This is a genomic window from Sphingobacterium sp., assembly GCF_039596235.1.
GTDB lineage: Bacteria > Bacteroidota > Bacteroidia > Sphingobacteriales > Sphingobacteriaceae > Sphingobacterium.
In genome coordinates this window covers 124,291-150,200 of record NZ_JBCNKE010000009.1, presented here as the reverse complement: position 1 = coordinate 150,200, position 25,910 = coordinate 124,291, and the positions used below count along the sequence as shown (strand labels likewise).

Here is a 25,910-nt window from a genome sequence, read left to right as displayed (position 1 = left end):
ATGTAATTAATTTAATTTCTTTTCTAATTCTGTTATGCGTGCCGCAAAGTAAGCATTTTTTTCTGGATATTTCAAAACTAATTTTTCGTAAACCTCTATTGCTTTAGGATATAAACCCTGTTCGGCATATATTTTTGCAAGGGTCTCAGTCACGAGTGAATGCTGATCTTCCGAACTCTTTCTTGCTTTATTCTCTAAATCCAGCTTTTCAGCCTGCAATGGTTGGATCATAGGCTCTTCGCGGATAAATTTCTCGATAACCTCATCCGTTTTGCGCGGAATCTGAAAAGCGATTGTGGTTTTTACTTCATCGCTAAGTTTTGCCTCCGGCGATTGCAGATGAAAAATGTTCTCCCGGATCTGTTGATCCAATAGCTGGCTGTCCAATTTTTCGTGAATCTTGGCGATATCATCCTTCGATGGAGGCATGGGCCGCAATGGCGATTTTACATAGGGCTGGTATGTCTCAGCATACTCAAGGCGCGTTTTATGCAACCACCATAGGAAGCTATAAGGCATGGTATCATCATCATACACTGTGATACGCTCTTGCGTATCCTCCGATGATTGAACAGTGACCTCGACATGAGCCGGCTCAACAGCCTCTGACGCATCAACGATGCGGGATTGTTGTTTTGCTTCACTCGAACGAAAATAATCTTGCGCCACACCTGCTTGAATCAAACGATCCAATTCATCTGTCTTCTCCACCTCTTCAACCTCAGTTTCCACCTGTTCAACCTCAGCATCTACGGCTACTTCTTCCTCAATGACGACACCTTCGGACAAGCCATCCTCAATTTCCTCATCCAGCATAATATCTTCCAATTGGATTTCTTTTACTGCCACGATTGATCTACTATGCACAAACTCGTATAACCAATTTGGGGACGGAGCATACAGTAAGGTAGCCGATAGATTCTGAACAGACTTACTTTTACCAAAAATTTTACGTTCAAGGATAAACCGTAAACTTTGTGCATAGGGATATTTTTCAATCAAAGCCAATATCACCTCCTCATCAACAGATTCCGGATGATGGATTGCTCGAAAGAAAAGCTCATTATTCGATAGTGGCATAGTAATATTCATCTTGGAACAGGATTACCAATTGGCAAATGCCTTATTATAAATATCCTCCGTCAGCATCTGGATGATTTCCTTACCCAATTTCTCCTCCTCAGCACTCTGAAGATTTCCTGCGAACTCCTTGAAACGTGTAAAAGGCTGTTCAAAATCATCTTTAGGGTTAATCTTGTTATGATAGGAAACTTTAATCGTAATGGTCATCCTATTCATTGCAGCGCGGTCTGTCCCTGCTTCAACAGCTGCCGGACTGATCGTATAATCTGTAATGAATCCTTCAAAAGTGGCATCACCATCTTGATTGACCTGGCTCAAACGGGATTGATTTCGAATACGCTCTTTTAAAGCTTCTGTAAAATTCTGACTTAAAGTCGGATAAACCAAAGGGGCAATATTTTCGAAATATTGAATATTGACAGTCTTCATCCCTTCTGGAATGGATCCACCTGTGAATCCATATTTCACGCCACAACTATTCATGACGAATAGAAACGCGATCGTGAGAACGGTATATAAAATTCTTTTTGACAACATGAGCAAAACCTTAGTCTAAATTTAAGTCTTTAATTTTCCTATACAAAGTTCTTTCGGAAATTCCTAATTCCTGCGCTGCAGCCTTTCGTTTACCCCGATGTTTTTTCAATGCCTTTTTGATAAGATCTGATTCCTTGTCCACCAAAGACAAAGACTCTTCTACTTCCTGTGCATCTTGTAGATAATCATCCTGCGCAACCGGATTCTTCAATACATTTGCAGTATTATTGGGCGAATGAATTGTCAGCGTCGGTGCAATACCATATCCTTCATTATCAGACTTTATCTGTGGTTCGATTTCCTGATAGAGCTGATTGATATAAGGTGAGTTTTGATCAAATGTAGAAGAATCTACGCCTTTCTGAATTAGCTCTACAACGAGTTTTTTCAGATCGACCATATCTTTTTTCATGTCGAAAAGAACCTTATACAGCAGGTCCCTTTCAGAGAAATCTTCCTTTGCACCAGTATTGGATGAAACTATGGCCGGTAAACTTGTACGGGACTCATTTGGCAAATAGTTTTGCAGAATACGTGCATCAACAATACGTTCTTTCTCCAAAACAGCAATTTGTTCAGCGACATTTTTTAATTGGCGCACATTCCCTGGCCAATTATAGTTCCGTAACATATTTTGCGCGTCTTCCGTCAGCTGCACTCCGGGAGAGCGATACTTTTCCGAAAAGTCAACAATAAACTTGCGAAACAATAAATTGATATCCTCAGGGCGTTCTCTGAGAGAGGGCACACGCAAAGGAACAGTATTTAACCGGTAATACAGATCTTCCCGAAATTTACCTTTTTGAACCGCTTCAAACATGTTGACGTTTGTAGCAGCAACAACACGGACATTGGTTTTTTGAACCTTTGATGAACCCACACGTATGTACTCGCCGGATTCCAAAACACGTAGCAATCGGGCCTGCGTACCTAAAGGCAACTCTCCGACCTCATCCAAAAAAATTGTTCCGCCATCAACGACCTCAAAATAACCCTTACGTGCTTCATGAGCACCGGTAAAGGAACCTTTCTCATGGCCGAATAATTCGGAGTCTATTGTTCCTTCTGGTATTGCCCCACAGTTGACCGCTATAAACGGACCATGCTTGCGGGAACTCAATTGATGGATAATATGCGAAAAAACTTCTTTACCACTACCACTTTCACCTTGTATTAATACAGAAATATCAGTTGGAGCCACCTGACGGGCGATATCTATCGCCCGATTTAACAAGGGTGAATTACCGATGATTCCAAATCTATTTTTTATATCTTGGTTATCCATAAATTTCCAGTTGGAAATAAATTTAAATTAAGTTTTCTTAATCAACAATTTTACCGAGCAAGGTTGCTGATGTACATGATTCCACAAGCACATTGACATAGTCACCTTGTTTGTAACGAGCGTCTATAGGAAATACGACCAAGGCATTCTGATCATTACGACCACAGAAATCAAACTCAGATCTTTTCGAAAAACCCTCTATAAGGACTTTACATACCTTTCCAATAAAATGTTGGTAGCGATATAAACTATGGTCACGTTGTTTGTTGATCACTTCAGTCAGACGGCGCTTTTTAACATCTTCTGGAATATCATCTGCATAACGTTTGGCTGCTAATGTTCCCGGTCTTTCAGAATAAGCAAACATATATGCAAAGTCATATTTCACATAATCCATCATGGATAGCGTTTCCTGATGTTCCGCTTCTGTTTCTGTACAGAATCCAGTAATCACATCGGTAGAGATCGCACAATCTGGAATAATTCTGCGGATAGCGTCCACACGTTCCATATACCACTCCCGATCATAAGTACGGTTCATAAGCTCCAGTACTCTGGAATTCCCGGATTGCACCGGTAAATGGATATAGTTACAGATATTTTCATGTGAAGCGATCGCATACAAAACTTCATCCGTGATATCTTTTGGATGGGAAGTCGAAAAACGAACCCGCAACAGGGGACTCACTTCCGCCACCATGGTCAATAGTTTAGCAAATGTGACTGTCTCACCAGGAGCTTCGCCTTCTGCAACGGGCGCAGTATATTTGTAGGAATCCACATTTTGACCTAACAACGTCACTTCTTTATAGCCAGCATTGAACAGATCTTGTGCTTCTTTCACAATAGAATGAGCATCACGACTACGCTCACGTCCCCTGGTAAACGGAACTACACAGAACGAACACATATTATCACAACCCCGCATGATCGAAATAAAGGCTGTTACACCATTTGAATTTAATCGAACCGGGTTAATGTCGGCATAAGTCTCCTCACGGGACAACAAAACATTCACCGCTTTTGCTCCATCATCTACCTTATCGATTAAGTTAGGAAGATCACGATATGCATCAGGCCCTACCACAACATCAACCAGTTTTTCCTCCTCTAGAAACTTCGATTTCAAACGCTCCGCCATACAGCCCAGCACACCAACAATCATTCCGGGATTTTTGGTCTTGGCCGCCTCAAATTCTTTCAATCGATTACGAACACGCTGTTCCGCATTTTCACGGATGGAACAGGTATTAATAAAAACAACATCCGCTTCCTGATAATTCTTTGTTGTTTCAAAACCTTTATCCAACAAAATAGAAGCAACGATCTCACTATCCGAAAAGTTCATTTGGCAACCGTAACTTTCGATATACAGTTTACGCCCATTACTGATCTTTGGATCCTGTTCCAATAACAATGCCTCACCCTGACGAGATTCGTCGTGTTCCTTAGTTGTATGTGTTAAATCTAGCATAGCTCAATTTTCAAAGACTACAAAGTTAGAAATTAAAATCCATATAATGACAGTTTGTCAGCCAGAAATATGGTTTATACTTTGTCAAATTTCTGACGTAAAGCAATTGTCTCGGAGTAGCCTGCCCTCTAATTAGGGACATTAGATTCCCTGCTTGGGGTATTCAAAAAAAAGGCGTGGATGCTATCCACGCCTTTTTTGAAATATCCAACAAGCTCTTCGCAATAATTTGTGAAACAGTATGGAATCCCGAAGGACTAAACTGCCCAGCTCCTTATTGACCCGCTTGTTGTTTTGCTTCTTTCTTCATTTGGTCACCGGCAACGATAACAATCTCGACGCGACGGTTTTGTGCACGTCCGGCTTCGGTATCATTACTTGCGATTGGCTCAGAGAAGTTTCTTCCCTCAGTTTTAATACGTGAAGAAGCCAAACCTTTAGATACCGCAAACGCACGCACCGAATTAGCACGGTCCAAAGAAACTTTATCATTTGCAGCTAAAGTACCCACATTATCCGTGTGGCCGATAACCAAAATCTCTGTTCCTTGTTCCTTATTTAAGGTCGTAACCAAATTAGCGATATTATCTTTTGCAGATGCTTTTAAATCAGATTTGTTGAAATCGAACAAAATACCTGAATCAAATTTCACAACAATACCCTCTGCAGACTGAGTCACTTCAGCACCTTCTACGGTTTTAGAAATCTCCGCAGCCTGTTTATCCATTTTCTTACCGATCAATACACCTGCTGCGCCACCAATAGCCGCACCTGCCAATGTACCAATAGCCGTATTACCAGCCTTACCACCAATTAATGCCCCTAAAGCACCACCCGCAACACCACCGATCACACCGCCTTTAGTCGTATTATTTGTATTTTGGATTGTTGAACAACTTCCAAATAACATAGCTGAGGTTGCAACAGTCAAACCAAATACAGCTAATTTTCTATTCATTTTCATATCTATCTAAGACTTTAATATTCAAACTAAATTACTGCTCATGTTAAAATCAAACAAAGTGCCAAAAGCGTCCTTTTTTAACTTTTTTGTTACGGTATTCAGAAAAAAGGTATTTCAACGTTGATAAATGAGGACGATAAGCTACAAATAAGCCTAAAGCCATCGTTCAAAGAAACAACAGCATAAAAAGAAAAATGTTTTATTTCTCTTGTGTCTTAACTTCAATATCAGGTAATAATGATCCTTTTGGACGCCCTTTCGCTTCGAAATCTTCCAGAGACTGCTTGACATAATGCATCAGATCATATTGCCCCCAATGTTCCGCCAGATCAAATGAGGGACGATAACGTACCATGAACGCATCCAAATCAGCGCTATCCAATTTTGTTAATTTCTGGACAGCTGCCCTTGAAAAAATACGGTCGACCTGTAATTCTTCCTTTTCTCTATCCATAAAGCGGCCAAAGCGTTTTGCATTTTTCGCTTCCCGTCCAAAAAGATTATAAAGTGCTGTGGCCGGACTACCTAAATAAGTTCCAAATTTATTCTTCCCTCCATTATAAACTCCTTTCTTTGAATAATTCCCCATGGCATCATTCAGCTCAGCCTCCTTGGATTTACGCTCCACAATGACTGTTTCAAGCTTAATTCCTTCCTGCATTTCAACATAGAATTCATTGAGATTTGTTAAAACAGTCTTTATCGGTGAAAAGCCAACTTTAGTAAAAGAAAGCGAATCCCCTACAGAAGCATCGATTGTGAACACGCCAAAAGAGTTCGTCAGCGCAGATCTGCTTGTACGCATATTCAGCACGACCACATCTCCAATTCTATTGCCCGTGCCCCTTTGTATCACCATACCCGACACCTTTTGTATATGTTGTGCCTTCGCACCGAAACCGGTCAAAAGCAATATCAATACGCCTAATAGTCCGCTTATATGTATGTGTATTCTTCTCATTGGAATATATTGTTTTATCACGCTAGTTTGTTAAGCATTTATCTCGCCACTAGCGTTTTTGAAAGCGATAGGACAAATCTCAACAGTCCAAAAGAGCCTGATGATCCAGCTGCCTCATTATAGCCTTTTTGAGTCCGCACATGCTCAACCTATTTCGCTAAAAATAGTAATAGTTTGACAATTGTACTGTTAAAAAAGTTTAAATATTCCTTCTTTATTTATAGGGATAGAAAACGAAATTGGCTCCTTCGGCAACAACGACAAACAAACACATATAATCCTTGGCTGGTTTATAATTCTGAACAAAAGTAGCTTTACGGTCCTCCTGAATGATATCCATTTCAACGAACTCCTCTAAAGTTGAGGCATTGATCGTCCAGTTAGTATTCAACTCCACACGGTCTAAGATGACTTCTCCTACAGAGACTTCATGTTGATGCGCCACAAAAATCGGATAGGAAGAATAACCTTCCTCGATAATTTCCATTGCAACTTCGCGGATCGACTCACTATAAAAATCAAGATCTACCTGCAAACTTTTCAACGGACTCTGTCCTGCAGATTGAGCTTCTTCATTTCTGGATCCACCTGAAAATAAATCCTCTACTTCCATATATTATGATTTTTTTAGTTCCAATAGAACGACATTTTCTACATGCTGCGTATGGGGAAACATGTCCACAGGCTTGATGCGCTTTACATCATATTTATCGGCCAACAGGACTAAATCTCTCGCTTGTGTCGCTGCATTACAACTTACGTAAACAATTCTAGGAGATTCCATTTCCAACAAACGGGCCACGACATCCGCATGCATGCCTGCCCGTGGAGGGTCAGTAATCACCACATCCGGTTTACCATGTTCGGCAATAAAAGATGGCGTCAGCACATCTTTCATATCACCGGCATAAAACTTCGTATTGCTGATATCATTGATCGCTGAATTAACTTTGGCGTCTTCGATGGCACTAGGAACATACTCGACCCCGATCACCTCTTTCGCTTGCTTAGCAACAAAATTTGCAATTGTACCGGCTCCCGTATACAAGTCATACACCAGCTCATCACCTTTTAAATCCGCAAAATCACGGGTAATCTTATAGAGCTCATACGCTTGCGCTGAGTTGGTCTGATAAAAAGACTTTGGTCCGACCTTGTAACGAAGGCCTTCCATCTCCTCATAAATAAAATCCCTACCCGCATATACCTCAATATCCTGATCAAAGATGGTATCGTTACGCTTTTGATTCACAATATACAAGAGTGATGCAATTTGAGGGAACTTTTCTTTGATGAAATTCATGAGTAATTCAACTTGCCCTTCTTTAGGGTAAGCAAAAACCACAATAACCATCATCTCACCAGTAGAAGAAATACGAATAATCAGATTGCGTAACACCCCTGTATGCTCACGAAGATCATAGAAGGTCATCCCCTTACTGAGGGCAAAGTCCCGTATGCTATTCCGCACTTCATTGGAAGGATCTTCCTGAAGAAAACAATGATCGATATCCAAGATTTTATCAAAACGTCCAGGCACGTGAAAGCCTAGCGCATTCATTTCCAATTGCGATGCATCCTCATCAACAGAGGTCAGCCATTTCTTATTGGAAAATGTATATTCTAATTTGTTTCTATAATATTCTGTTTGGGCCGATCCCAAAATATCCTCCATCGAGGAAGTATCGACTTTCCCGATCCGGGATAAAGCATTATCAACAGATTGTTGCTTGAATTTTAATTGAGCTTCATAGCTCATGTGTTGCCACTTACACCCGCCGCATACACCAAAATGTTCACAAAAAGGATCTACACGGTAAGTAGAAGCTTCTTTCAGACTCGTCACCCGAGCCTCGGCAAAATTCTTCTTCTTGCGCATTAACTCCACATCGACAACATCACCGGGGACAGCTTTCTCAACAAACAAAACCAAATCGTCGGTCTTCCCTACACCTCTACCTTCTTCGGCAATATCAATGATTGCAATATCTTTCAAGAACTTTTTTTCTTGCGGAATTCTTCTACTCATAGTTCGCAAAAATACAATTTTTTATAATGATTTTCCACTGACCACCATTGTCTTAAAAAAAAGACCTTCCATATAGCATATCAATCCATTTCCACCAGGCAAATTCCCTTGATATTCAAAGTCATCCAAGCCATATCAAAGCCTTCCGCTATGGAAAATAATATACGTTTAGGGATCACAGTCCTAAAAGTGACGGGAACGGTAAAAATAAAAATGGAAGATTATTTAACCAGGCAGGTAGCCGAAAAGCAATAAACAGATAAACCCTTTGTTTAGAGGATAGTTGCCTGCACGAGGTAAGGAAGAATTTCCTTTTGAAAAGAAATGAAATTTTTACGCACATCGGCATCCGAAACCGCTGTAAAAGCAAAGGAGAATACAATGCTCTTACTTGATTTGATCAGAAATGTCAATTTTTCCTCACTGATCGCTTCATTAATCTTTTCATTCTGAATAAAAGTACTCAAAAGCAGAAATTCCAGGTCTTCAGATAATGTTTTTAGATATTCTTGCGCATTGGCGGACTCACGGATAAATTCCCAGCCAATCAACTCATTGCATGCTGTATAGGTCAGCCGGCTAACACGAAGGATGGTCGAAGCCAAAAAAGAAGCCATATCATCCTCATACTTTGTTGTCTTTAAGATATCCAGCAAACTCGCCCGCAGATAGTCCATTAAAATCGCATGCAAGATCATCTCCTTACTATCAAAGTACTTATAAACAGTCGCTTTGGCAAGCTTAGCTTTTTTTGCCAAAGTGTTTACACTGGTTTTATGATAACCATTTTGACGAAAAAGTTCCCGTGCTGTTCTTTTTATGGATTCAATGATATGATCTGGTTCCATACTCTTCAGATAAGACTACCGCACATCACACCATTTCCGATTCCCAAACCACGAAAGTTGGGCCTAGAACCTGGCAATAGTGTGATGCTTACAACAGTCTTTATTAGCATTGATTTATATTAATTCAGTCTCAAACTGAGCTAAGAAACGCGTATCGTTTTCAGAAAAAAGGCGCAAATCTTTGATTACGTATTTCAGATTTGTGATCCGTTCGATTCCCATACCGAAGGCAAAACCCGAATACTTTTTACTATCGATCCCGCAATTTTCAAGAACATTCGGATCAACCATTCCGCAGCCCAAAATCTCTACCCAACCCGAATATTTACAAAGATTACAGCCAGCACCTTTACAGATTGTACAAGAAATATCCATCTCAGCAGAAGGTTCTGTAAACGGGAAGTACGAAGGTCGGAAACGTACCTTAGTACCTTCACCATACATTTCTTGGACAAAATGGTATAAAGTCTGCTTCAAATCAGCAAACGAGACATTTTCATCCACATATAATCCTTCTACCTGGTGAAAAAAACAATGTGCACGAGCCGAGATAGCTTCATTTCGATAAACACGACCAGGCATAATCGCACGGAAAGGTGGTTTACCAGCTTCCATGAGTCTCACTTGAACCGAAGATGTATGTGTTCTCAGCGTAATATCGTTACCTTCCTGTTTTTTGATAAAGAATGTATCTTGCATATCACGCGCTGGATGTTCAGGTGGAAAATTCAACGCAGAGAAATTGTGCCAATCATCTTCAATTTCTGGCCCCTCAGAAACAATGAAACCTAGCTTTTTAAAGATCTCAACGATTTCCTTACGTACCAACGAGATTGGGTGTCTGGATCCCAATTGAAATCCATTACCGGGTAATGTTAAATCACCTTCGATTTGCTGGGATTTCTGTTTCTCACCGGACGCAAATTTTTCCTGTGCTTCCTTGAAGGTATTTTCTGCCAACTGTTTAAATTCATTCAGTACTTTTCCCAAAGTACGTTTTTCTTCAGGAGTAACTGTTTTGAATTCGTCAAAAAGATTCTTCACGATCCCTTTGGAAACCAAAAACTTCAATCTGAAATTTTCTACATCGGCTGAAGAAGACGGCGCAAACGCCTTAATTTCTTCAGTATACTGCGTAATTTTATCTTGCAACATAATTACGACAAACATAGCCAAAATTTCCGCCAAAAAGAAATTTTAGCCATCGCTCAATATAGGTCGAAAACGAAGCAATGGAGAAAATTCGTATGTACAATCCAGCAGATAAAGATCTTTCTAATCAACTCTTTGAATAGGAACGAACAGGAGCCTTGTTTTTTAACTGTGCTTAAAAGGAATTAAAGATATGCCATAAATCAAAAAGAGCAGATTTTTCATCTGCTCCTTTGCCCATAATTATATTCATATAAAATAATAATCTTCTAATATTCAGATTATCTTTAAACCCGATTAAAATGGAAGCGGATTATCCTCCTGATCATTTTCGGTAAAATCAACTTCGATTTCTTTATCTTCCGCTTTCTGCGCAGGGGTATTTGTGGCGTTTCCGGCATTGGTCGAACCTGTTGGTTCGAAGTCTGATTTGCGGCCCAAAAGCGTAAATGTTTCAGCAACCACTTCCGTCGCATAGCGTCTGATACCCTCTTTATCTTCGTAAGTACGTGTACGTAATCGTCCCTCGATATAGACCAATTTGCCTTTAGTAAGGTATTTTACGGCTACATCTGCCAAACCACGCCACATGACAATATTGTGCCACTCGGTTTGCTCTACTCGCTTTCCGTCTTTGTTATACGTTTCTGAAGTTGCCAATGGGAAACTGGCAACAGAGACATTGCCTTCTAAATATCGAATTTCGGGGTCTTTTCCAAGGTGCCCCACTAAAATAACTTTGTTAACTCCTGACATAATTTAAAAGCATAAATGGTTAAAAATCGGATCTTTCCAAAAAGGTAAAGATCAACTTGTGTTTAGCTAATTTATCTAAATCTTTTAAAAATACATAATCCCAATTGGATTTTTTTTGATTTAGACCGCCCTCTAACCGCACTTCAAAGAATGTCGCATAAATATTCTGATGGCTCAGAATATGTTTAGTTTGTTTTTGCAGGAGTTTGACTTCCGTCGTCTCTCCAAAATATTGGACAAATTGCTCATCTCCAAGAATCTCCGGTATGTCTAATGTCCGATCAGACTCGATTAAGGGAAACTCATATAAATTCTGCCAGACATCCCCTTCCCCGCGCTTCGACATTAAAATCTGTACATCATCCTTAATAATAAAATAATTAAAGTATCGATCCTTACTCGCCTTACCTTTAAGTTTCACCGGTAACCGGTCCACCTCTCCGTTCAACAGGGCGTAACATGACCTATTAAACATGCAAGTCATACACAAGGGCTGCTTAGGCTTGCAATGAATGGCACCAAAGTCCATAATAGCCTGATTGTATAATGCCGGATGGGTATGATCTAAATTTTCCTGAGCAATAGCCGTAAAAATTTTCTTGCCTTCAGTGGAATTGATCGCGGTATCTATCCCATAGTATCTCGACAGTACCCGAAACACATTTCCATCCAACACCGCTTGGGCCTCATTATTGGCAAAGGATGATATTGCCGCTGCAGTATATTCTCCTATACCGGGAAGTTTGAGCAGCATTTTATAGTCCACAGGAAATATACCATCATATTCGTCCCGGACTATCCGGGCCGCCTTATGCATATTTCGTCCCCTTGAATAATAACCTAATCCCTGCCAAAGGTGTAAAATATCATCTTCCGCCGCATTGGCAAAATCAACAACTGTTTCAAACCTTTCCACAAACCTTAAATAGTAAGGCAGCCCCTGCTCTACCCTGGTCTGCTGTAGGATAATCTCCGAGAGCCAAATTTTATAGGCATCTTTTGTTTCCCGCCAGGGTAAATCACGCTTATGCTGCTGATACCAGGCCTGCAATTCCGCACCAAATGTCATAACAACAAAAATGCACAATTTTTCAGCATTTTCAAGCAGCCCTCAACAAAGATTGACTCCTGCGATCAAATCAGAGTTCGAAGTAACCGCTCAAAACACGACCTTTACTTTTTCGCATTCCGAAGCGATGTAATCTGTTCGTCCGGTTCCAAAACAGCATTTTCCAAGGCAATGCAACCATTGTATTTTTCTTTTAATGCCTGATAAAGACGTCCGTCATAGGAGACGGCAAAGCGTCCGTCTGCTTTCAGATATACAGGTAAATGACGATTGCCCACATCAAAACAGAATTCACCGACGACAGAAAGATCCTGACTGTCAAGCAATACACAAAGGCAAGGCAAGATATTGACCTGGATAAAGAGATCATCGTTATGATAAATACATTGCCCCGACTGCAGTGCTGTACTGTCATCTCGCTGTATCTTTACCGAATTCCCCTTCCGCGTTTTGCGATGAATAATACGCTTATTCACTTCAAAGTAGGAAAGATCCAAGATATCCGATTCCCGATTGAATTTAACATACTCAAAATTGGGAATGGACTCAATGAGGATCTCGGTAGGCTCTTTCAGTTTACGCATACTTCAGTTCTTCCTCCTGTTTATTTTTGCTGACTTTCTTTTTACGCGGGCTAGCTATGCTTTTCTTTTCAGCAACAACTGCTTCTGTACCACTTGACGCTGCAACAACCGCTTCTACCGCAACTGGCACAGGCGCAGTTACCTCATTTTCGACGGCTTCAATTTCTTTGGACTCCGACAGTTTATGCATGGTAAAGTCCCAGCACAATTGCCCCAACATCTGCAGAAAATCATAGAGCAGTTCGCCATCAGACCCCAACGCTCTTAGAATAACAACATCTGCCGACGCTTGCGTAAATCCATAAGAGATGTCATTATATTCTACAGTCAATATTTCATCAAGCTCATTCTTTAATTCCTGTGCAAAACGTGCAGAGAATAAAAAGGTCGCTTGATGGGTGTAACCTTCAAAGAACAGTATTTTCTGAATGGGCTGCATTTTGGGTTGCAACAGCTGATTGTCGATGAAAGCCAGCTTTCCGGATCTGAAAATCTTCGTCTGTGTATGCAAACGATTAAATTCAAATGCTTCTTTCATATAGATCCGCCCAACACTGATAATATCACCCCACATCAAAACCGCATCTTCCGCCAGATGAATATGATTCGTTGCCTTGAATATGGAGTCCTTAAAAGGTGTGACCGGATGCGGGATATAATGAAATATAGCCCCCGATGCAACCTGTACATCTGTATGCTGGCTGGCGCCGGTTTTCATCGGGTGCAATTTATTGAAAGACTGGGTGAATAATTTTAGTTGAGCCTCTTCCTTTACATGGACGTCAATATGAAGATGATCTGTATCCATAATACCGGGCGATGCGCTCATGATAATCATTTCAAGATGGTCAGTGAGATTCGCTGCTCCATAATGGGTCAATTTATAAGGCGCATTATGATAGCTTTCTTTCAGCCTGCTTCTACCATCCTCTTTGGCTACATTTATTACGATCTTACTATCCATATTCCTTTGTTTTTAGCCGACTTGTTCTAATAAAGCATATTCTCTGATCCATTTCTTTACATCTTCCAAACCTTCCAATGTCATCAGATTCGTAAAAATAAAAGGACGTTCTCCACGCATACGCAGGGTATCCTGACGCATCACTTCCAGATCCGCATGCACGTAAGGCGCCAAATCAATTTTATTGATCAATAATAAGTCTGAACGTGTGATCCCAGGGCCGCCTTTACGAGGCATTTTTTCACCTTCGGCTACATCAAGTACAAAAATGGTTAAATCTGCCAAATCCGGGCTGAACGTTGCTGTCAGATTATCACCTCCACTTTCAACAAAAATAAGCTCCACATCCTCAAAACGGTTGGCCAATTCCTCCACAGCTTCAATATTCATCGATGCATCCTCACGGATTGCGGTATGTGGACATCCCCCGGTCTCTACACCAATGATACGTTCCGCGGGCAATGCCGAATTTTGCTGTAGATACATCGCATCCTCACGCGTATAAATATCATTTGTAACAACACAGATGCTGTAATCTGCGGACATCGAACGGGTCAACCGTTCGATCAAAGCAGTCTTGCCCGATCCAACAGGACCGGCAACACCAATTTTTACATAATTTCTTTTTGACGTCTTTTTCATCCGTTATAAATTTGTTTTTCCCTTTAAGTCATTATTCATAAGTATCTATTTTCAATGGCATTCATGAGCTCGTTTCATGCAGCCCTCGACAATTTTACCGCTACCTATTTTTGCATCGCATGGATGACACCTACTAGGCTTGAGATCGAGCTCGCTTAAAGGGATAAATTTTAAGTTTAGACCATGTTCCCGATGCTAGGATATATAAATCCGTGTATATAGCTTTTCATGTTGCATACAACGGATATCTTGTGCAATACAACAATTACCGATTAAATCTTCTTCCAACGTGGGCTGCGCAGCAACCAGTTTATTGATCAATGGTTGCAGCTTAAACAGAATCTGTTGTGCATCCATCTGACTGATAGGAACCAATTTTGCACAATTGGTCATAATGCCATTGAGCGAATTATAATAGAAAGCACTCAGTGCATCTGCATAACTAATTCCCTGTGCATGTGCGAACATGGCAAAAGCCATTGCGTAGTGTCCATGCAGTTCCTGGGCATTTATTGCTTTGAGGTAGGCCGAACAACGCTTTACCGGCTGCAATTTTTCGGTCAGCTTCAGAAAGCGTATGCCTAATTTTTTACTGGCATCCCGAATTTCATAAGGCGCTTTAAAGGCCGTGATCAAAGCATCTAATTCTGCTACCTTTTTCTTGGTCGCCTTTGTTTCGCATAATTGCCAGGTCTTATGAAAAAAAGCGGCATCGTTGTAATAGAAGCTATGTTCCAATAAAGTCTGTGCATACTCTTTGGCAGTTTTTGAGTCATGTACCAGACCTTTGGTAATATACGTTTCCAATCCATAGGAATGCGTAAATCCTCCAATCGGAAAAACGGAATCATTGATCTGCATCAATGTCAACAATGGATTCATATTTCTAAATTATTTATTTTTAATGGCACAGGCTTAGCATATCAATATAGCGGGTTGTGTCCTCAGACAGTATACTCCCTACATTTCTTTTGCCAGGCTAATTTTATTTTGCACGACAGCATACTGATGTATGCGCAGTGTATGCGTTCTTTCGATTACACGAGACTCTTTGGTTGGTGTAAATCCAGCCCGCAGCAATTGTTCCCATAGCGGATTTTCGTAAGCCGCTATGATTTCATGAGCTGCGTTGATAAAAACAGGGATATGCTTATTGCCAATTTCCAAACATATTCTTGCCATATCCAATACATTCTTCGGCCGTACGACCAAACAAGGACAGGGCAATATTCGGACAACAATACGGAACTCCGCTGTTTCGTACAGGATATCACCATCGAACAAGGGGTCCTCGCCCAGGTTCTTAAATCCAATTTCCCGCCCCTGGCTAGTGAATCCCCGAATGACACGCCGCTCGGTATCGAACCATTCAAGCGCTAAAAAATCAAGCTCCACAGCATCGCGCTCCTTGCCATCTGCCCAAATATTGCCTTTTATGTCTCTTGCTAAAATCATAGATTGAATTAGAACAGGAAATAACGTTGTGCCATTGGAAGCTCTTTTAATGGCTCACAAGTAGCTAAAACTCCGTCCACAGTTACTTCATATGTCTCAGGATTAACCACGATATTTGGTGTGGCGTGATTATGTACCATATCTTTTTTCATCACTGTACGACAGCCTTCTACCGGTAAACATTTACGTGATAAATTCAATTTCTGGATATTTCCATTTTCTATGGATATTTTGGAAACGAAGTTGAAACACAATTTTGATACCGCTTTACCGTAGTTTCCGAACATCGGTCTGTAGATAATTGGCTGCGGTGTAGGAATAGAAGCATTTGCATCCCCCATTTTAGCACCTAAAATCATTCCGCCTTTGATAATCAACTCGGGCTTCACACCAAATAGCTCTGGTTTCCACAAGATCAGATCGGCATATTTACCGATTTCAATAGATCCGATATATTTATCAACACCATGCGCTTTGGCAGGGTTAATGGTAAATTTGGACACATATCGTTTTACGCGGAAGTTGTCATTATCCTTGCCCTTATCCTCCGCCAAAGGACCGCGCTGTATCTTCATTTTATGTGCGGTCTGGAATGTACGGGAGATCACCTCACCTACACGTCCCATGGCCTGACTATCCGAACTCATAATCGAGAACACCCCCATATCCTGAAGAATATCCTCTGCTGCGATCGTCTGTGGACGGATACGTGAATCGGCAAAGGCAACATCTTCTTTTACGTTTTTATCCAGGTGATGGCAGACCATCAACATATCCAGATGCTCTTCTGCAGTATTCACCGTAAACGGTTTTGTCGGATTAGTAGAGGCCGGAAGAATGTTTGGATACATCGCGATTTTGATGATATCAGGTGCGTGACCACCACCTGCTCCTTCCGTATGGAAGGTGTGGATAACACGACCGTCTATTGCGGCAACAGTATCTTCTAAGAACCCCGCTTCATTCAAGGTATCCGTGTGTATTGCCACCTGTACGTCGTACTTATCAGCAACTTTTAAAGCTGCGTCGATCGTCGCAGGCGTAGCCCCCCAGTCCTCGTGGATTTTCACCCCTAGTGCACCAGCTTCAATTTGCTCTTCGATCGGCTTGGTTGTCGAAACGTTCCCTTTACCGAAGAAGCCAACGTTGATCGGTAAGTTCTCAAATGCTTCAAACATACGCTCGATGTACCATTTACCCGAAGTAACCGTTGTTGCCAGTGTACCATCTGCCGGACCGGCACCACCACCGATAAATGTGGTTACTCCAGAGTATAAGGCCGTCTCGATCTGTTGTGGTGATATAAAGTGGATGTGGGTATCGATACCGCCCGCAGTAAGGATATAACCAGCGCCACCGTGTACTTCTGTCGAAGCGCCGATGACCATACCTTTCGTTACACCGTCCTGTACATCAGGGTTACCTGCTTTTCCGATACCGACAATTTTACCGTCTTTAATACCAACATCAGCTTTCACAATACCCCAGTGGTCAATAATGATCACATTGGTGATACAGAAGTCCAGAACATCCTCATCACGCAGGGCACGGGCAGATTGCCCCATCCCATCACGGATCGTCTTACCACCACCAAATTTATTCTCTTCGCCATAAACGTTGAAATCTTTTTCAATTTCTATAAACAGCTCCGTATCAGCCAAACGCACTTTATCACCCGTTGTTGGGCCAAAAAGAGCGGCATATTTTTCTCTAGGGATATAAAGCTCCCCATCAATATATTTAACAGATGATTTATCTAAACCTAGTTTATCTAAACCAAGCGCATGTAGACCAACCGTAGATCCCAATGTCGTGAGCCCTACAACTTTAATCCATTCGCGTCTATTCCATCCTCCCATTCTATATTATTTAGATTGTCTGAATTTTAATTTTTTCATTTTCTCAACAGCTTTGGATTTGACGTGCTGGTCAGTTAACTTTCCGTTTGTCAATCCATTGAAACCGTGAATTTCTTTACTTCCACCAAATTCAACCAGCACAACAGACTTCTGCTCCCCCGGTTCAAAGCGTACAGCTGTACTAGCTGGAATATTCAAGCGCATACCAAATGCCTTTTCGCGGTCAAACGAAAGCAACTTGTTCGCTTCAAAGAAATGATAGTGCGAGCCCACCTGAATCGGTCTATCGCCTTCATTTTTTACAACAAGGCTAGTGGTTCTACGCCCCACGTTAGCTTTGATTTCTTCTTTTTTTAAAATGTATTCTCCTGGAATCATAGCATTAAGATTTATTAACGAATAGGATCATGAACAGTGACCAACTTGGTACCGTCCGGAAAAGTAACCTCAATCTGTACATCATGGATCATTTCAGGAACACCTTCCATGACCTGGCTTCTTTTCAATAATGTAGTACCATAAGACATTAAGTCCGCAACAGATCTTCCATCTCTTGCTTCCTCCATAATCTGAGCACTGATATAGGCAATACATTCAGGGTAATTTAGTTTCACCCCGCGCTTTAGTCGCTTTGCTGCCAACTCTCCTGCCAAATGCAATAGCAGTTTTTCTGTTTCTCTTGGTGTTAAACGCATAAAAAATAATTATTTGTTATTTTGTTAAAGGAATTATTACAGGACCGGAACGGTAAAATATGCGCCAAAGGCAACCCGGTTATATTGGCTTTTATCCAGATTCATGTGCCCTTTGTAGTCTACCGTATTACCTACGTATCCTAGATAAAATCGCAGATCCTGATTATGAAAAGGCTTATGTTGCAACGCAGCAAAGTAAGTCCAGTTCTGACGGAAACTCTTGCCCACTTTATCGTCATCTCTCGATCCCGCGGTTTCATAACCACCTTTCAGCGCTACTTCCCATTTGGGACTTAAAAACTGGTCATACCGTACAATCGCCGAAGCATAATTGACATCCTTTGCCAAAACGCGTCCTGCCCCAGTACGTCCATAAAAATCATTGATTGCCGACGATGCGATCAAGGCATGATCGACACCCAGATAAGAACATTGCAGGTCTAAATAGACCATCTGCTTTGACGTTTTAAATTTGTTTGCCAGAGAGACCGAATGATTGGTGTGCCCCTTGGCAAACTGCGAAATATTATAGGACCATTTGGTATTGATCTTTTTATCCATAAAGGCTCCTACCCAAGTGAAGTAAGCACCCATGGGTACAGCCGAACGTTCCAGATCGCCTACTGCAAAACCATTTTTGGTATGCACATCCATAAAACTATCGTTTGTGGTATTATATACTTGTGCATGTAAGGAATGGTTAGGGTTAACTTCATAGGACAATGTTCCCCCGACCACAAATAAATTCAGGATACGGTCTACATAATCCGTGAATTTATACTCATAAATTGGATTATTTTCAAATTCATAACTCCCTACAATAGCACTTTGTTTACCCGCCGTGACCGACCATTTCAGATCTTTGCCAAACTTGTATTTGATATAGGCCATATCCAATGCTCTTGACCCATTGTCCTGACTGGTTGGTGCAAATGATCTATTCAGCCGAAAACGCACTTTATAGGAAAGTTGCTCATTGTAATCTCCGCTCATCAAGATACGGGCATCATCCAAATTAGCTTTTGCCTGGCTGGAGCCATCGCTATTGTCAGCCTGCAAGCCCGCACGCAACAAAACATCCAATTGAAATGATTTGGCCCTTGCCGGCTCTTTTGACAATAAACTACCCTTGGATAATAAGCTATTTCTTTCTGCTGGAATAGAATCTGTTGAGGTCTGTTCCTGTGCATGTAATGCTGTAATGCCCAGCCCCAGGGCTGTAATAAGTGAAAGTGTTTTTTTCATCCGTATAACTTGCTTTTTCTTGGTGATGAAACGATCAGATTTATTCGCGATGGCTTGAATAAATCAGGATGGTTTCATAGGATATACCTATCGCTGGGACAAGTATATCACCACAAATTAAAAATGGAATAAGGATGAGATTAAAATGAGATTAGAGCGCCATTTTAGGTAAGGTAACATGCACCTGCGTGCCCTGCCCTTCGGCCGAATAAAGCACAAGTTCTGCACCATGTAGATCAAAGATATTCTTGGCTAAAACAAGCCCCAGGCCGTTTCCGTAGATATCTCCGACATTGGAAGCGCGATAAAAAGAAGTAAAAATATGGGGTTGATCCTTTTGAGGAATTCCGATTCCTTTGTCAAATATTTTAATTGTAATATTTCGTTCATCCGAACTAATAGCAACCTGTACCTGCTCACCATTACCATATTTATATGCGTTGGAGATGATATTGCTAAAGGCAATATAGAATAGATCAGGATTGGCAAGGACTGTTAATTCATCGCTATCTTCGGGGATTTGAGTAAAATCAAAAGATAACCTAAAATCCTTATGGATGCTTCGTTCAGCTTTATAAATTTCATAAAGCAATTCATCAATGCGGATGAGCACTTTATTATCGACCTCCCCTTTAAAGCCCATACGGGATAATTGGAGCAGATTATTAATGATGAGTTCCATTTTATCCGCGTACTTTGCGATCGTCTCCAATGAATAGTAGGCTTCATGTTCTTTGGGAATCAGATTCCGTGCAAGTTCCGCTTCACCACCAATAATGGTCAACGGTGTTTTTAGTGAATGGGATGCATTACCGATAAAGCTTTGCTGGGACTGTACCGAAATATCCAAACGACTGAGCATGGAATTCAGGTTGGTAATCAATACCCCTAACTCATCCTTAGCATTACTGAATTTACTGGACAGTCTATGGTCCAGATTGGCAATATCCACCTTTCCCAAGTCACTGTTGATATCCTTTATCGGCTTGAGCAGCCGGTCTGCAAAATAAAAAGACATCAGGACAATCAATAAAATAGCTAAAAAACCACCCGTAATCAAGGTACGATCTAACTGACGCTGCTCATCGTGCCCATAGTCATCAATCCCTTCCGACACAACAATCAGATTGTCATGATGAAGATGGTCTTTAAAGAATACTGCGACAAATGCCGTCTTGTTATGCATATATCTACCTCTGCCATTTTGGATAACCTCTTTATAGAAACTCATGGGCATCGGTAGATTAGGTTTAAAACGGATACTGTCACTTCCTTTCACCACACGGAGCAAGTGGTCTGTTCCTTCGGAAAGCTGTTTGAGGTATTTGCGTTTTACCTGGATATATAGTTCCTTGTTTTCCTCCTTCTGGTGGACGATATGATCACCAACGATGACTGCATTCTCTTCCAAGCGGTGAAAAAACTTCGTCTGTAAACTATCGTAGGTGAAATAAGAGACATACAGGGCAAAGACAACAAGCAGAAGCGTGCTGATAATAGAAAATAAGAGTACAATCTTGGTCCTAATTTTCATGACGGATGACATAGCCCATACCAATAACCGTATGGATCAGTTTACGGGCAAATTGTTTGTCAATTTTTTTTCGCAAATAATTGACATAAACATCCACGACATTGGTGCTCAGATCGACATCCATACCCCATACTTCCTCCAAAATATCGATTCGTGTCAATACTTTATTGCGATTCAGCATCAAAAATTCCAATAGACGAAACTCCGTAGCTGTCAGTATAATTGGAGATCCGCCACGCTGCACCGATTTGCTATCCCGGTCCAATTGCAGATCATCAAATGTCAGCACATTCTTTTGTTCGGTCACAGTTTTGGACTTTCGGCTATAGCGATTTATACGAGCTTTTAGCTCCTCTAAGCGAAATGGTTTGGTCAGGTAGTCATCCGCATCACGTTCAAAGGCCTCCACAATATCTTCGGTTTGGTTCAATGCCGTTAAGATAATAATCGGGACTTCATTGTTGGACATCCGGATATTTTTACACACGTCAAGCCCATTCATACCGGGTAACATGACATCTAGCAAAATAAGGTCATAATGATTTAATCCGGCCATTTTTAGCCCTGTATAGCCATCCATTGCAATGCTAATGTTATAGCCTTCTTCCTTTAGCCCTCTTTCTATCAAGGATATGACTGACGGTTCGTCTTCTATAAGCAATAGTTCCACAGATATTGTTTTAAAAAGTAAATTTAAGGGTTGTAAAATACAAAAATATCAGCGCACAGTGTAGCTAAACCACTGAACACCACGAAATTCACAAATTCTTGACTTTTATATGATATTTTAGGATGATAGGCTTACCATTTCCATTCTACTATCATCACTTATTTTACAAAATGGCATTTGGGTACAATAATATCAAAATTTCTGCAGGATTTTTCCCGTTCGACAAAAGATTATTTCACAAACCAAGCAAATTTCAATACTTTCGTATTTTAATTTTGTATCGCAATGAAACATTTTTTCCTTTGTTTAGCTCTTTTTACCTTCGTTTTTGTTAAAACCGGCTCTGCTCAACAAAAAATCTTTAAAATAACCTATCAGTTTGCAGATCCTGAAACAGGCACAGACACATCAAGTTCAGAATTCATCAAAATATTGGCCGGCAGCGGTGAAGCATTGATGCAGGCCTATATTGGTAAAGAACAGATGCGTGTGGAAAGTTTGCTATTTGGAAAATCCGTACAGATCAGTAATATTAAAGAAGAAACGTCTTATCTGATCGATGAAAATAGCAAAACATACACAGCAACAGATATTGCGTCCGGCAAACTCATTGAAACCTCAGCAGGTAGTGATTACGCCTATTCCAGTGATTTTGAAATCAGCTTAATCCCGAATGAGAAGAAAATTATCGCCGGTTTATCCTGCAAAAAAGCGACATTTAATCTCCCGGGCAGTAAAGATAAACAAACCGAGATCACCGTTTGGTATGCGGAAAATTTACCAAAATTATACTGGGGAACCTATGATTATCTAGAAAAGGTCCCCGGAGCAGCTTTATACATCGGCGCAGAAGGTCTAGGAATTCAGGCGACCAAAGTTGAAGAAATACCTTACGATGAGACATTATTTGAGATTCCGGCGGGCTATGAAGAAGGAGAAGCTGAAGAAACAGCCGCCGACTCTGCCCTAAATGACCATTTGTCTTGGTATCAGGACCCAAATACTGATTTTTTTGGGGTACAGGATAGCCTCGGCAATAAACTCACACCGGCAAAATATGCTTCTATTTACGCGTATGTAGGTGATTATGCAATCGTCACCGATGCAGCACAGATGTTTGGCCTGATCGACCTACAGGGGAAAGAAGTTATCCCATGTCAATACGAATCATTAAGCTTAGATACTGAAAGAGCTCCATTAGTCTTTATGAAAGATCAAAAATATGGTTTGTTGGATTACAACGGTAGACTATTGCTTGCTGCCAAATATGATTTCATCTCTGTCCCAAGTTTAAGCTACGCGCTGTACAACGAAGGGGATAACACGGGGGTATTGGATCTAAATGGGAATATATTGATTCCGGCCAAATACGAGACAATTGCTGAGTACCGGGACAATATGGCACTCATTATCGAAAATCAGGTCTATCAGTTGGTTGACAAATCCGGCAAGAAATTATTACCCACAGGTCATGAATTCCTATCTTTCGCTGGCGAAAAGTTATTATTGGTATTTAAAGACAATACCTATGGATATATAGACTACAATGGAAAAATAGTCATTCCCGCTAAGTTCCAAAATGCACAGCCTTTTGAAAATGGTTTAGCCTTGGTCAGTGAAGACCTGGAGAATTTTTACTATATTAATGCAAAAGGAAAGTTTATAAAAAAGTATGAAGAGTAATCCACAAACATTCTATCTTTCTACCTTGCATCGTGGGAAATACATGTTTATTCTGTTAACCTCGATTCTATTGATAGGGATAGGAATGTCTAAAGTTCCAATTCAGGAAATTTACAAGATCATCATTGCTCTTCTAATGATCCCCTTGGCCCTGTATTTAGCGATAAAATCTTCTACACTGGACTCAACATGGCAATTGGATACAGATACGCTCACAATCAGCAATTCAAAAAAAACAGTTGAATTCCCCTTGAATAACATTTCACATATTCGGAATCTCAGGCGCTCCGGGGGCAATTTAATTATCATAAACCAAATCAAAGGTTCAGCTTTTCGTACCTGGCGTAACAAATTGTTCCAGAAAGAGGATGATCTTCCATTATTGGTACAGGCGATCAAAGAGGCCAACATCGAATATTACGATATGTAATGCCCACATGCTACGGTAACATTTGTTACCGTTTTTTGTAATAGCAGTATGTACCTTTGTCTTATAACTTAAGAACAAGCTATGTTATTGGAATACATCAAACAACCATGGCCTTGGTATATTTCGGGGCCTTTAATAGCGCTGGTCATGTACCTCTTGCTAAAACAGGGAAAAGATTTTGGCATGTCCAATAATCTTCGCACAATGTGCACGATATTGGGCGCGGGCAGATCATCCTCTTTTTTTCGCTTCGACTGGAAGACACAATCCTGGAATCTTCTTGTGGTATTGGGTACTGCTATTGGCGGATTTATAGCCCATAATTTTTTAAGTGATGGTTCCGCCGCCCAAATCAATGCAAAAAGCATTTCCGATCTAAAGGAACTCGGCATAATTGATCAACTACAGGGTTATCTACCCGAATCTATCTTCCTATTTAATGGATCTTGGTTTCAGTTTTTAATCCTAAGTATCGGCGGACTATTGATTGGCTTCGGGACAAGATATGCCGGAGGCTGCTCTTCGGGACACGCCATCTCGGGGCTCAGCAATTTTCAGCTGCCCTCTTTAATTGCTGTCATCGGTTTTTTCCTTGGCGGTATCATTATGGTCCATTTCTTATTTCCTTTAATCTTTGCATAAATGAAAGCGTTAAAATTTATATTGATCGGAGTCTTATTTGGGATCATTTTATACAAATCCGAAGCTGCGTCCTGGTACCGTATTTACGAGATGTTTCAGTTTCGCTCCTTCCATATGTATGGCATGATCGGTACGGCACTTGCAACAGCAATTATCATCGTACAACTTATCAAACGGAAACAGATCAAAGACAGCAATGGAATGCAGATTGCTTTTCAGGACAAAGACAAAAGTATCACACGCTATCTTGTTGGCGGTACAATTTTCGGATTGGGCTGGGCATTGACAGGAGCCTGTCCGGGTCCAATGTTTGCATTGATCGGCTCAGGCTACTGGACATTGGGCATTGTACTGCTCTTCGCGATTCTGGGTACATGGATTTATGGTTTACTTAGAAAGAAGCTGCCCCACTAAACTTAACCATCGACTCCTGATCGTCTACGGTCTAATCGGAAAGATAGCTATCCGATCAAGCCGGGGAGCCAAATACTGGTTCACCTGACAGATTACAATTGATTCAAAAAACAATGGATTTACTATTTATAACTGGCTTTATATTGGCTATTTTAGTTGGGCTGTCAATGGGGCTCATGGGTAGCGGTGGAAGTATTTTAACGCTTCCGATCTTTGTCTACCTCTTTCGCATTGAACCCCAATATGCACTTGATTATTCCTTGTTTTCCATTGGCGTATTGGCTATTATCGGGTCCATCTACCCATTGACCAAGGGCGGAATAGATCTAAAAACCACGGCGATATTTCTGATCCCTTCCTTACTTTCGGTCTACCTGACCAAACGCTATCTTTTGGTCGCAATACCTGCTCAATTTCAAATTGCTGAAATAATGGTATCCCGGAATCACGTCATTATGTTGCTATTTTCGGTTGTTATCCTTATTTCGGCATTAGCAATGATCCGCAGAAGGAAACAGGTCGAAATACCAGCCGTCAGGATGCATATTGCTCAAGTCCTCAAAATAATTATCGCAGGTTTACTCGTCGGTATCATGACAGGACTTGTCGGCGCTGGTGGCGGGTTTATTATTGTGCCTTCTTTGGTGCTTCTGTTGGGCATCCCATTGAAACAAGCCATTGCGACGTCGTTATTCATTATAGGATTAAATGCGTCCTTTGGCCTGGTCGCCAACTACCAACTATTGAACCATATGAATTGGCCAATATTGCTTACCTTTACGTTAATCACGTTAATAGGGCTTCAAATCGGTTCCAAATGGAAAAATAGTTTGGAGGCGGTACGGCTACAGGGAATCTTTGGCTATTTTCTGATAAGTATTGGTATACTCATTTTTACTTTCGAAATCATTCAATTCGTAAATCACTAAAAATCA

At 40.9% G+C, this 25,910-nt stretch carries 27 protein-coding genes and 1 pseudogene; 5 read left to right on the top strand and 23 right to left on the bottom strand.

The features are described 5' to 3' along the window. Positions 1-6: 6 nt before the first annotated feature. The 23 genes and pseudogenes from ABDW32_RS18090 to ABDW32_RS17980 all read right to left on the bottom strand — a co-directional run bounded on the left by ABDW32_RS18090 (position 7) and on the right by ABDW32_RS17980 (position 21,806). Entirely contained in the window at positions 7-1,092 is a 1,086-nt protein-coding gene (locus ABDW32_RS18090) for a hypothetical protein (RefSeq protein ID WP_343564922.1), read from the bottom strand. 12 nt (positions 1,093-1,104) lie between these two features. Next, a complete protein-coding gene (locus tag ABDW32_RS18085) occupies positions 1,105-1,620 on the bottom strand; it encodes an LptE family protein (RefSeq protein ID WP_343564920.1) in 516 nt (171 codons plus the stop codon). A 10-nt stretch (positions 1,621-1,630) separates the two neighbouring features. Next, positions 1,631-2,905: a sigma-54 dependent transcriptional regulator gene (locus ABDW32_RS18080; RefSeq protein ID WP_343564918.1), complete on the bottom strand. Its 1,275-nt coding sequence runs from the start codon at positions 2,903-2,905 to the stop codon at positions 1,631-1,633. 37 nt (positions 2,906-2,942) lie between these two features. Next, positions 2,943-4,379 carry a tRNA (N6-isopentenyl adenosine(37)-C2)-methylthiotransferase MiaB gene (gene miaB / locus ABDW32_RS18075; protein ID WP_343564916.1) on the bottom strand — a complete coding sequence of 479 codons (1,437 nt, stop codon included), beginning with the start codon at positions 4,377-4,379 and terminating at the stop codon, positions 2,943-2,945. Between the two features lie 274 nt (positions 4,380-4,653). Next, entirely contained in the window at positions 4,654-5,343 is a 690-nt protein-coding gene (locus ABDW32_RS18070) for an OmpA family protein (protein WP_343564914.1), read from the bottom strand. Between the two features lie 199 nt (positions 5,344-5,542). Further along, positions 5,543-6,304 carry a hypothetical protein gene (locus tag ABDW32_RS18065; RefSeq protein WP_343564912.1) on the bottom strand — a complete coding sequence of 254 codons (762 nt, stop codon included), beginning with the start codon at positions 6,302-6,304 and terminating at the stop codon, positions 5,543-5,545. 214 nt (positions 6,305-6,518) lie between these two features. Then, positions 6,519-6,917, bottom strand: coding sequence for a hypothetical protein (locus ABDW32_RS18060; RefSeq protein WP_343564910.1), 399 nt, complete (start codon positions 6,915-6,917; stop codon positions 6,519-6,521). A 3-nt stretch (positions 6,918-6,920) separates the two neighbouring features. After that, positions 6,921-8,333, bottom strand: coding sequence for a 23S rRNA (uracil(1939)-C(5))-methyltransferase RlmD (rlmD, locus tag ABDW32_RS18055; protein WP_343564908.1), 1,413 nt, complete (start codon positions 8,331-8,333; stop codon positions 6,921-6,923). Positions 8,334-8,605: 272 nt separating this feature from the next. After that, a complete protein-coding gene (locus tag ABDW32_RS18050) occupies positions 8,606-9,181 on the bottom strand; it encodes a TetR/AcrR family transcriptional regulator (protein WP_077438206.1) in 576 nt (191 codons plus the stop codon). Between the two features lie 114 nt (positions 9,182-9,295). Continuing rightward, positions 9,296-10,336 (bottom strand): phenylalanine--tRNA ligase subunit alpha, encoded by a 1,041-nt coding sequence (gene pheS / locus ABDW32_RS18045; RefSeq protein ID WP_343564906.1) that lies wholly within the window; start codon positions 10,334-10,336, stop codon positions 9,296-9,298. Between the two features lie 294 nt (positions 10,337-10,630). After that, complete coding sequence (locus ABDW32_RS18040) at positions 10,631-11,089, bottom strand: single-stranded DNA-binding protein (RefSeq protein ID WP_343564904.1); 459 nt, start codon at positions 11,087-11,089, stop codon at positions 10,631-10,633. A gap of 19 nt (positions 11,090-11,108) precedes the next feature. After that, a complete protein-coding gene (gene mutY / locus ABDW32_RS18035) occupies positions 11,109-12,158 on the bottom strand; it encodes an A/G-specific adenine glycosylase (RefSeq protein WP_343564902.1) in 1,050 nt (349 codons plus the stop codon). 104 nt (positions 12,159-12,262) lie between these two features. Next, positions 12,263-12,742, bottom strand: coding sequence for an urease accessory protein UreE (locus ABDW32_RS18030; RefSeq protein WP_343564900.1), 480 nt, complete (start codon positions 12,740-12,742; stop codon positions 12,263-12,265). Further along, a complete protein-coding gene (locus ABDW32_RS18025; RefSeq protein ID WP_343564898.1) occupies positions 12,735-13,706 on the bottom strand; it encodes an urease accessory protein UreD in 972 nt (323 codons plus the stop codon). The genes ABDW32_RS18030 and ABDW32_RS18025 overlap by 8 nt, the downstream gene beginning before the upstream one ends. Before the next feature lie 12 nt (positions 13,707-13,718). Then, entirely contained in the window at positions 13,719-14,348 is a 630-nt protein-coding gene (gene ureG, locus ABDW32_RS18020; protein ID WP_077438213.1) for an urease accessory protein UreG, read from the bottom strand. Positions 14,349-14,543: 195 nt separating this feature from the next. After that, complete coding sequence (locus ABDW32_RS18015) at positions 14,544-15,230, bottom strand: urease accessory protein UreF (protein ID WP_343564895.1); 687 nt, start codon at positions 15,228-15,230, stop codon at positions 14,544-14,546. Between the two features lie 78 nt (positions 15,231-15,308). Beyond that, positions 15,309-15,803, bottom strand: coding sequence for an urease accessory protein UreE (locus ABDW32_RS18010; protein ID WP_343564893.1), 495 nt, complete (start codon positions 15,801-15,803; stop codon positions 15,309-15,311). An 8-nt stretch (positions 15,804-15,811) separates the two neighbouring features. Then, positions 15,812-17,662 (bottom strand): urease subunit alpha, encoded by a 1,851-nt coding sequence (gene ureC / locus ABDW32_RS18005; protein ID WP_343564891.1) that lies wholly within the window; start codon positions 17,660-17,662, stop codon positions 15,812-15,814. 75 nt (positions 17,663-17,737) lie between these two features. After that, positions 17,738-18,040: pseudogene (gene ureB / locus ABDW32_RS18000) on the bottom strand (urease subunit beta); the annotation flags it as partial. Between the two features lie 14 nt (positions 18,041-18,054). Further along, positions 18,055-18,357 carry an urease subunit gamma gene (ureA, locus tag ABDW32_RS17995; protein ID WP_046674789.1) on the bottom strand — a complete coding sequence of 101 codons (303 nt, stop codon included), beginning with the start codon at positions 18,355-18,357 and terminating at the stop codon, positions 18,055-18,057. A 36-nt stretch (positions 18,358-18,393) separates the two neighbouring features. Then, entirely contained in the window at positions 18,394-19,602 is a 1,209-nt protein-coding gene (locus ABDW32_RS17990; protein WP_343564889.1) for a porin, read from the bottom strand. Between the two features lie 151 nt (positions 19,603-19,753). Further along, complete coding sequence (locus ABDW32_RS17985; RefSeq protein WP_343564888.1) at positions 19,754-21,136, bottom strand: HAMP domain-containing sensor histidine kinase; 1,383 nt, start codon at positions 21,134-21,136, stop codon at positions 19,754-19,756. After that, positions 21,126-21,806: a response regulator transcription factor gene (locus tag ABDW32_RS17980; protein WP_343564887.1), complete on the bottom strand. Its 681-nt coding sequence runs from the start codon at positions 21,804-21,806 to the stop codon at positions 21,126-21,128. Before ABDW32_RS17980 ends, ABDW32_RS17985 begins: the two co-directional genes overlap by 11 nt. A gap of 285 nt (positions 21,807-22,091) precedes the next feature. On the opposite strand from ABDW32_RS17980, the gene ABDW32_RS17975 reads away from it, so the two are divergent. The 5 genes from ABDW32_RS17975 to ABDW32_RS17955 all read left to right on the top strand — a co-directional run bounded on the left by ABDW32_RS17975 (position 22,092) and on the right by ABDW32_RS17955 (position 25,904). Continuing rightward, positions 22,092-23,489: a WG repeat-containing protein gene (locus tag ABDW32_RS17975; RefSeq protein ID WP_343564885.1), complete on the top strand. Its 1,398-nt coding sequence runs from the start codon at positions 22,092-22,094 to the stop codon at positions 23,487-23,489. Next, positions 23,479-23,919 (top strand): hypothetical protein, encoded by a 441-nt coding sequence (locus ABDW32_RS17970; protein WP_343564883.1) that lies wholly within the window; start codon positions 23,479-23,481, stop codon positions 23,917-23,919. The genes ABDW32_RS17975 and ABDW32_RS17970 overlap by 11 nt, the downstream gene beginning before the upstream one ends. 81 nt (positions 23,920-24,000) lie before the next feature. Beyond that, positions 24,001-24,561, top strand: a complete 561-nt coding sequence (locus ABDW32_RS17965) for a YeeE/YedE thiosulfate transporter family protein (RefSeq protein WP_343564881.1) — start codon at positions 24,001-24,003, stop codon at positions 24,559-24,561. Continuing rightward, positions 24,562-24,975 (top strand): DUF6691 family protein, encoded by a 414-nt coding sequence (locus tag ABDW32_RS17960; protein WP_343564879.1) that lies wholly within the window; start codon positions 24,562-24,564, stop codon positions 24,973-24,975. It begins immediately after the preceding gene. Between the two features lie 113 nt (positions 24,976-25,088). Next, positions 25,089-25,904 carry a sulfite exporter TauE/SafE family protein gene (locus ABDW32_RS17955; RefSeq protein ID WP_343564877.1) on the top strand — a complete coding sequence of 272 codons (816 nt, stop codon included), beginning with the start codon at positions 25,089-25,091 and terminating at the stop codon, positions 25,902-25,904. The last annotated feature ends 6 nt before the right edge of the window (positions 25,905-25,910 follow it).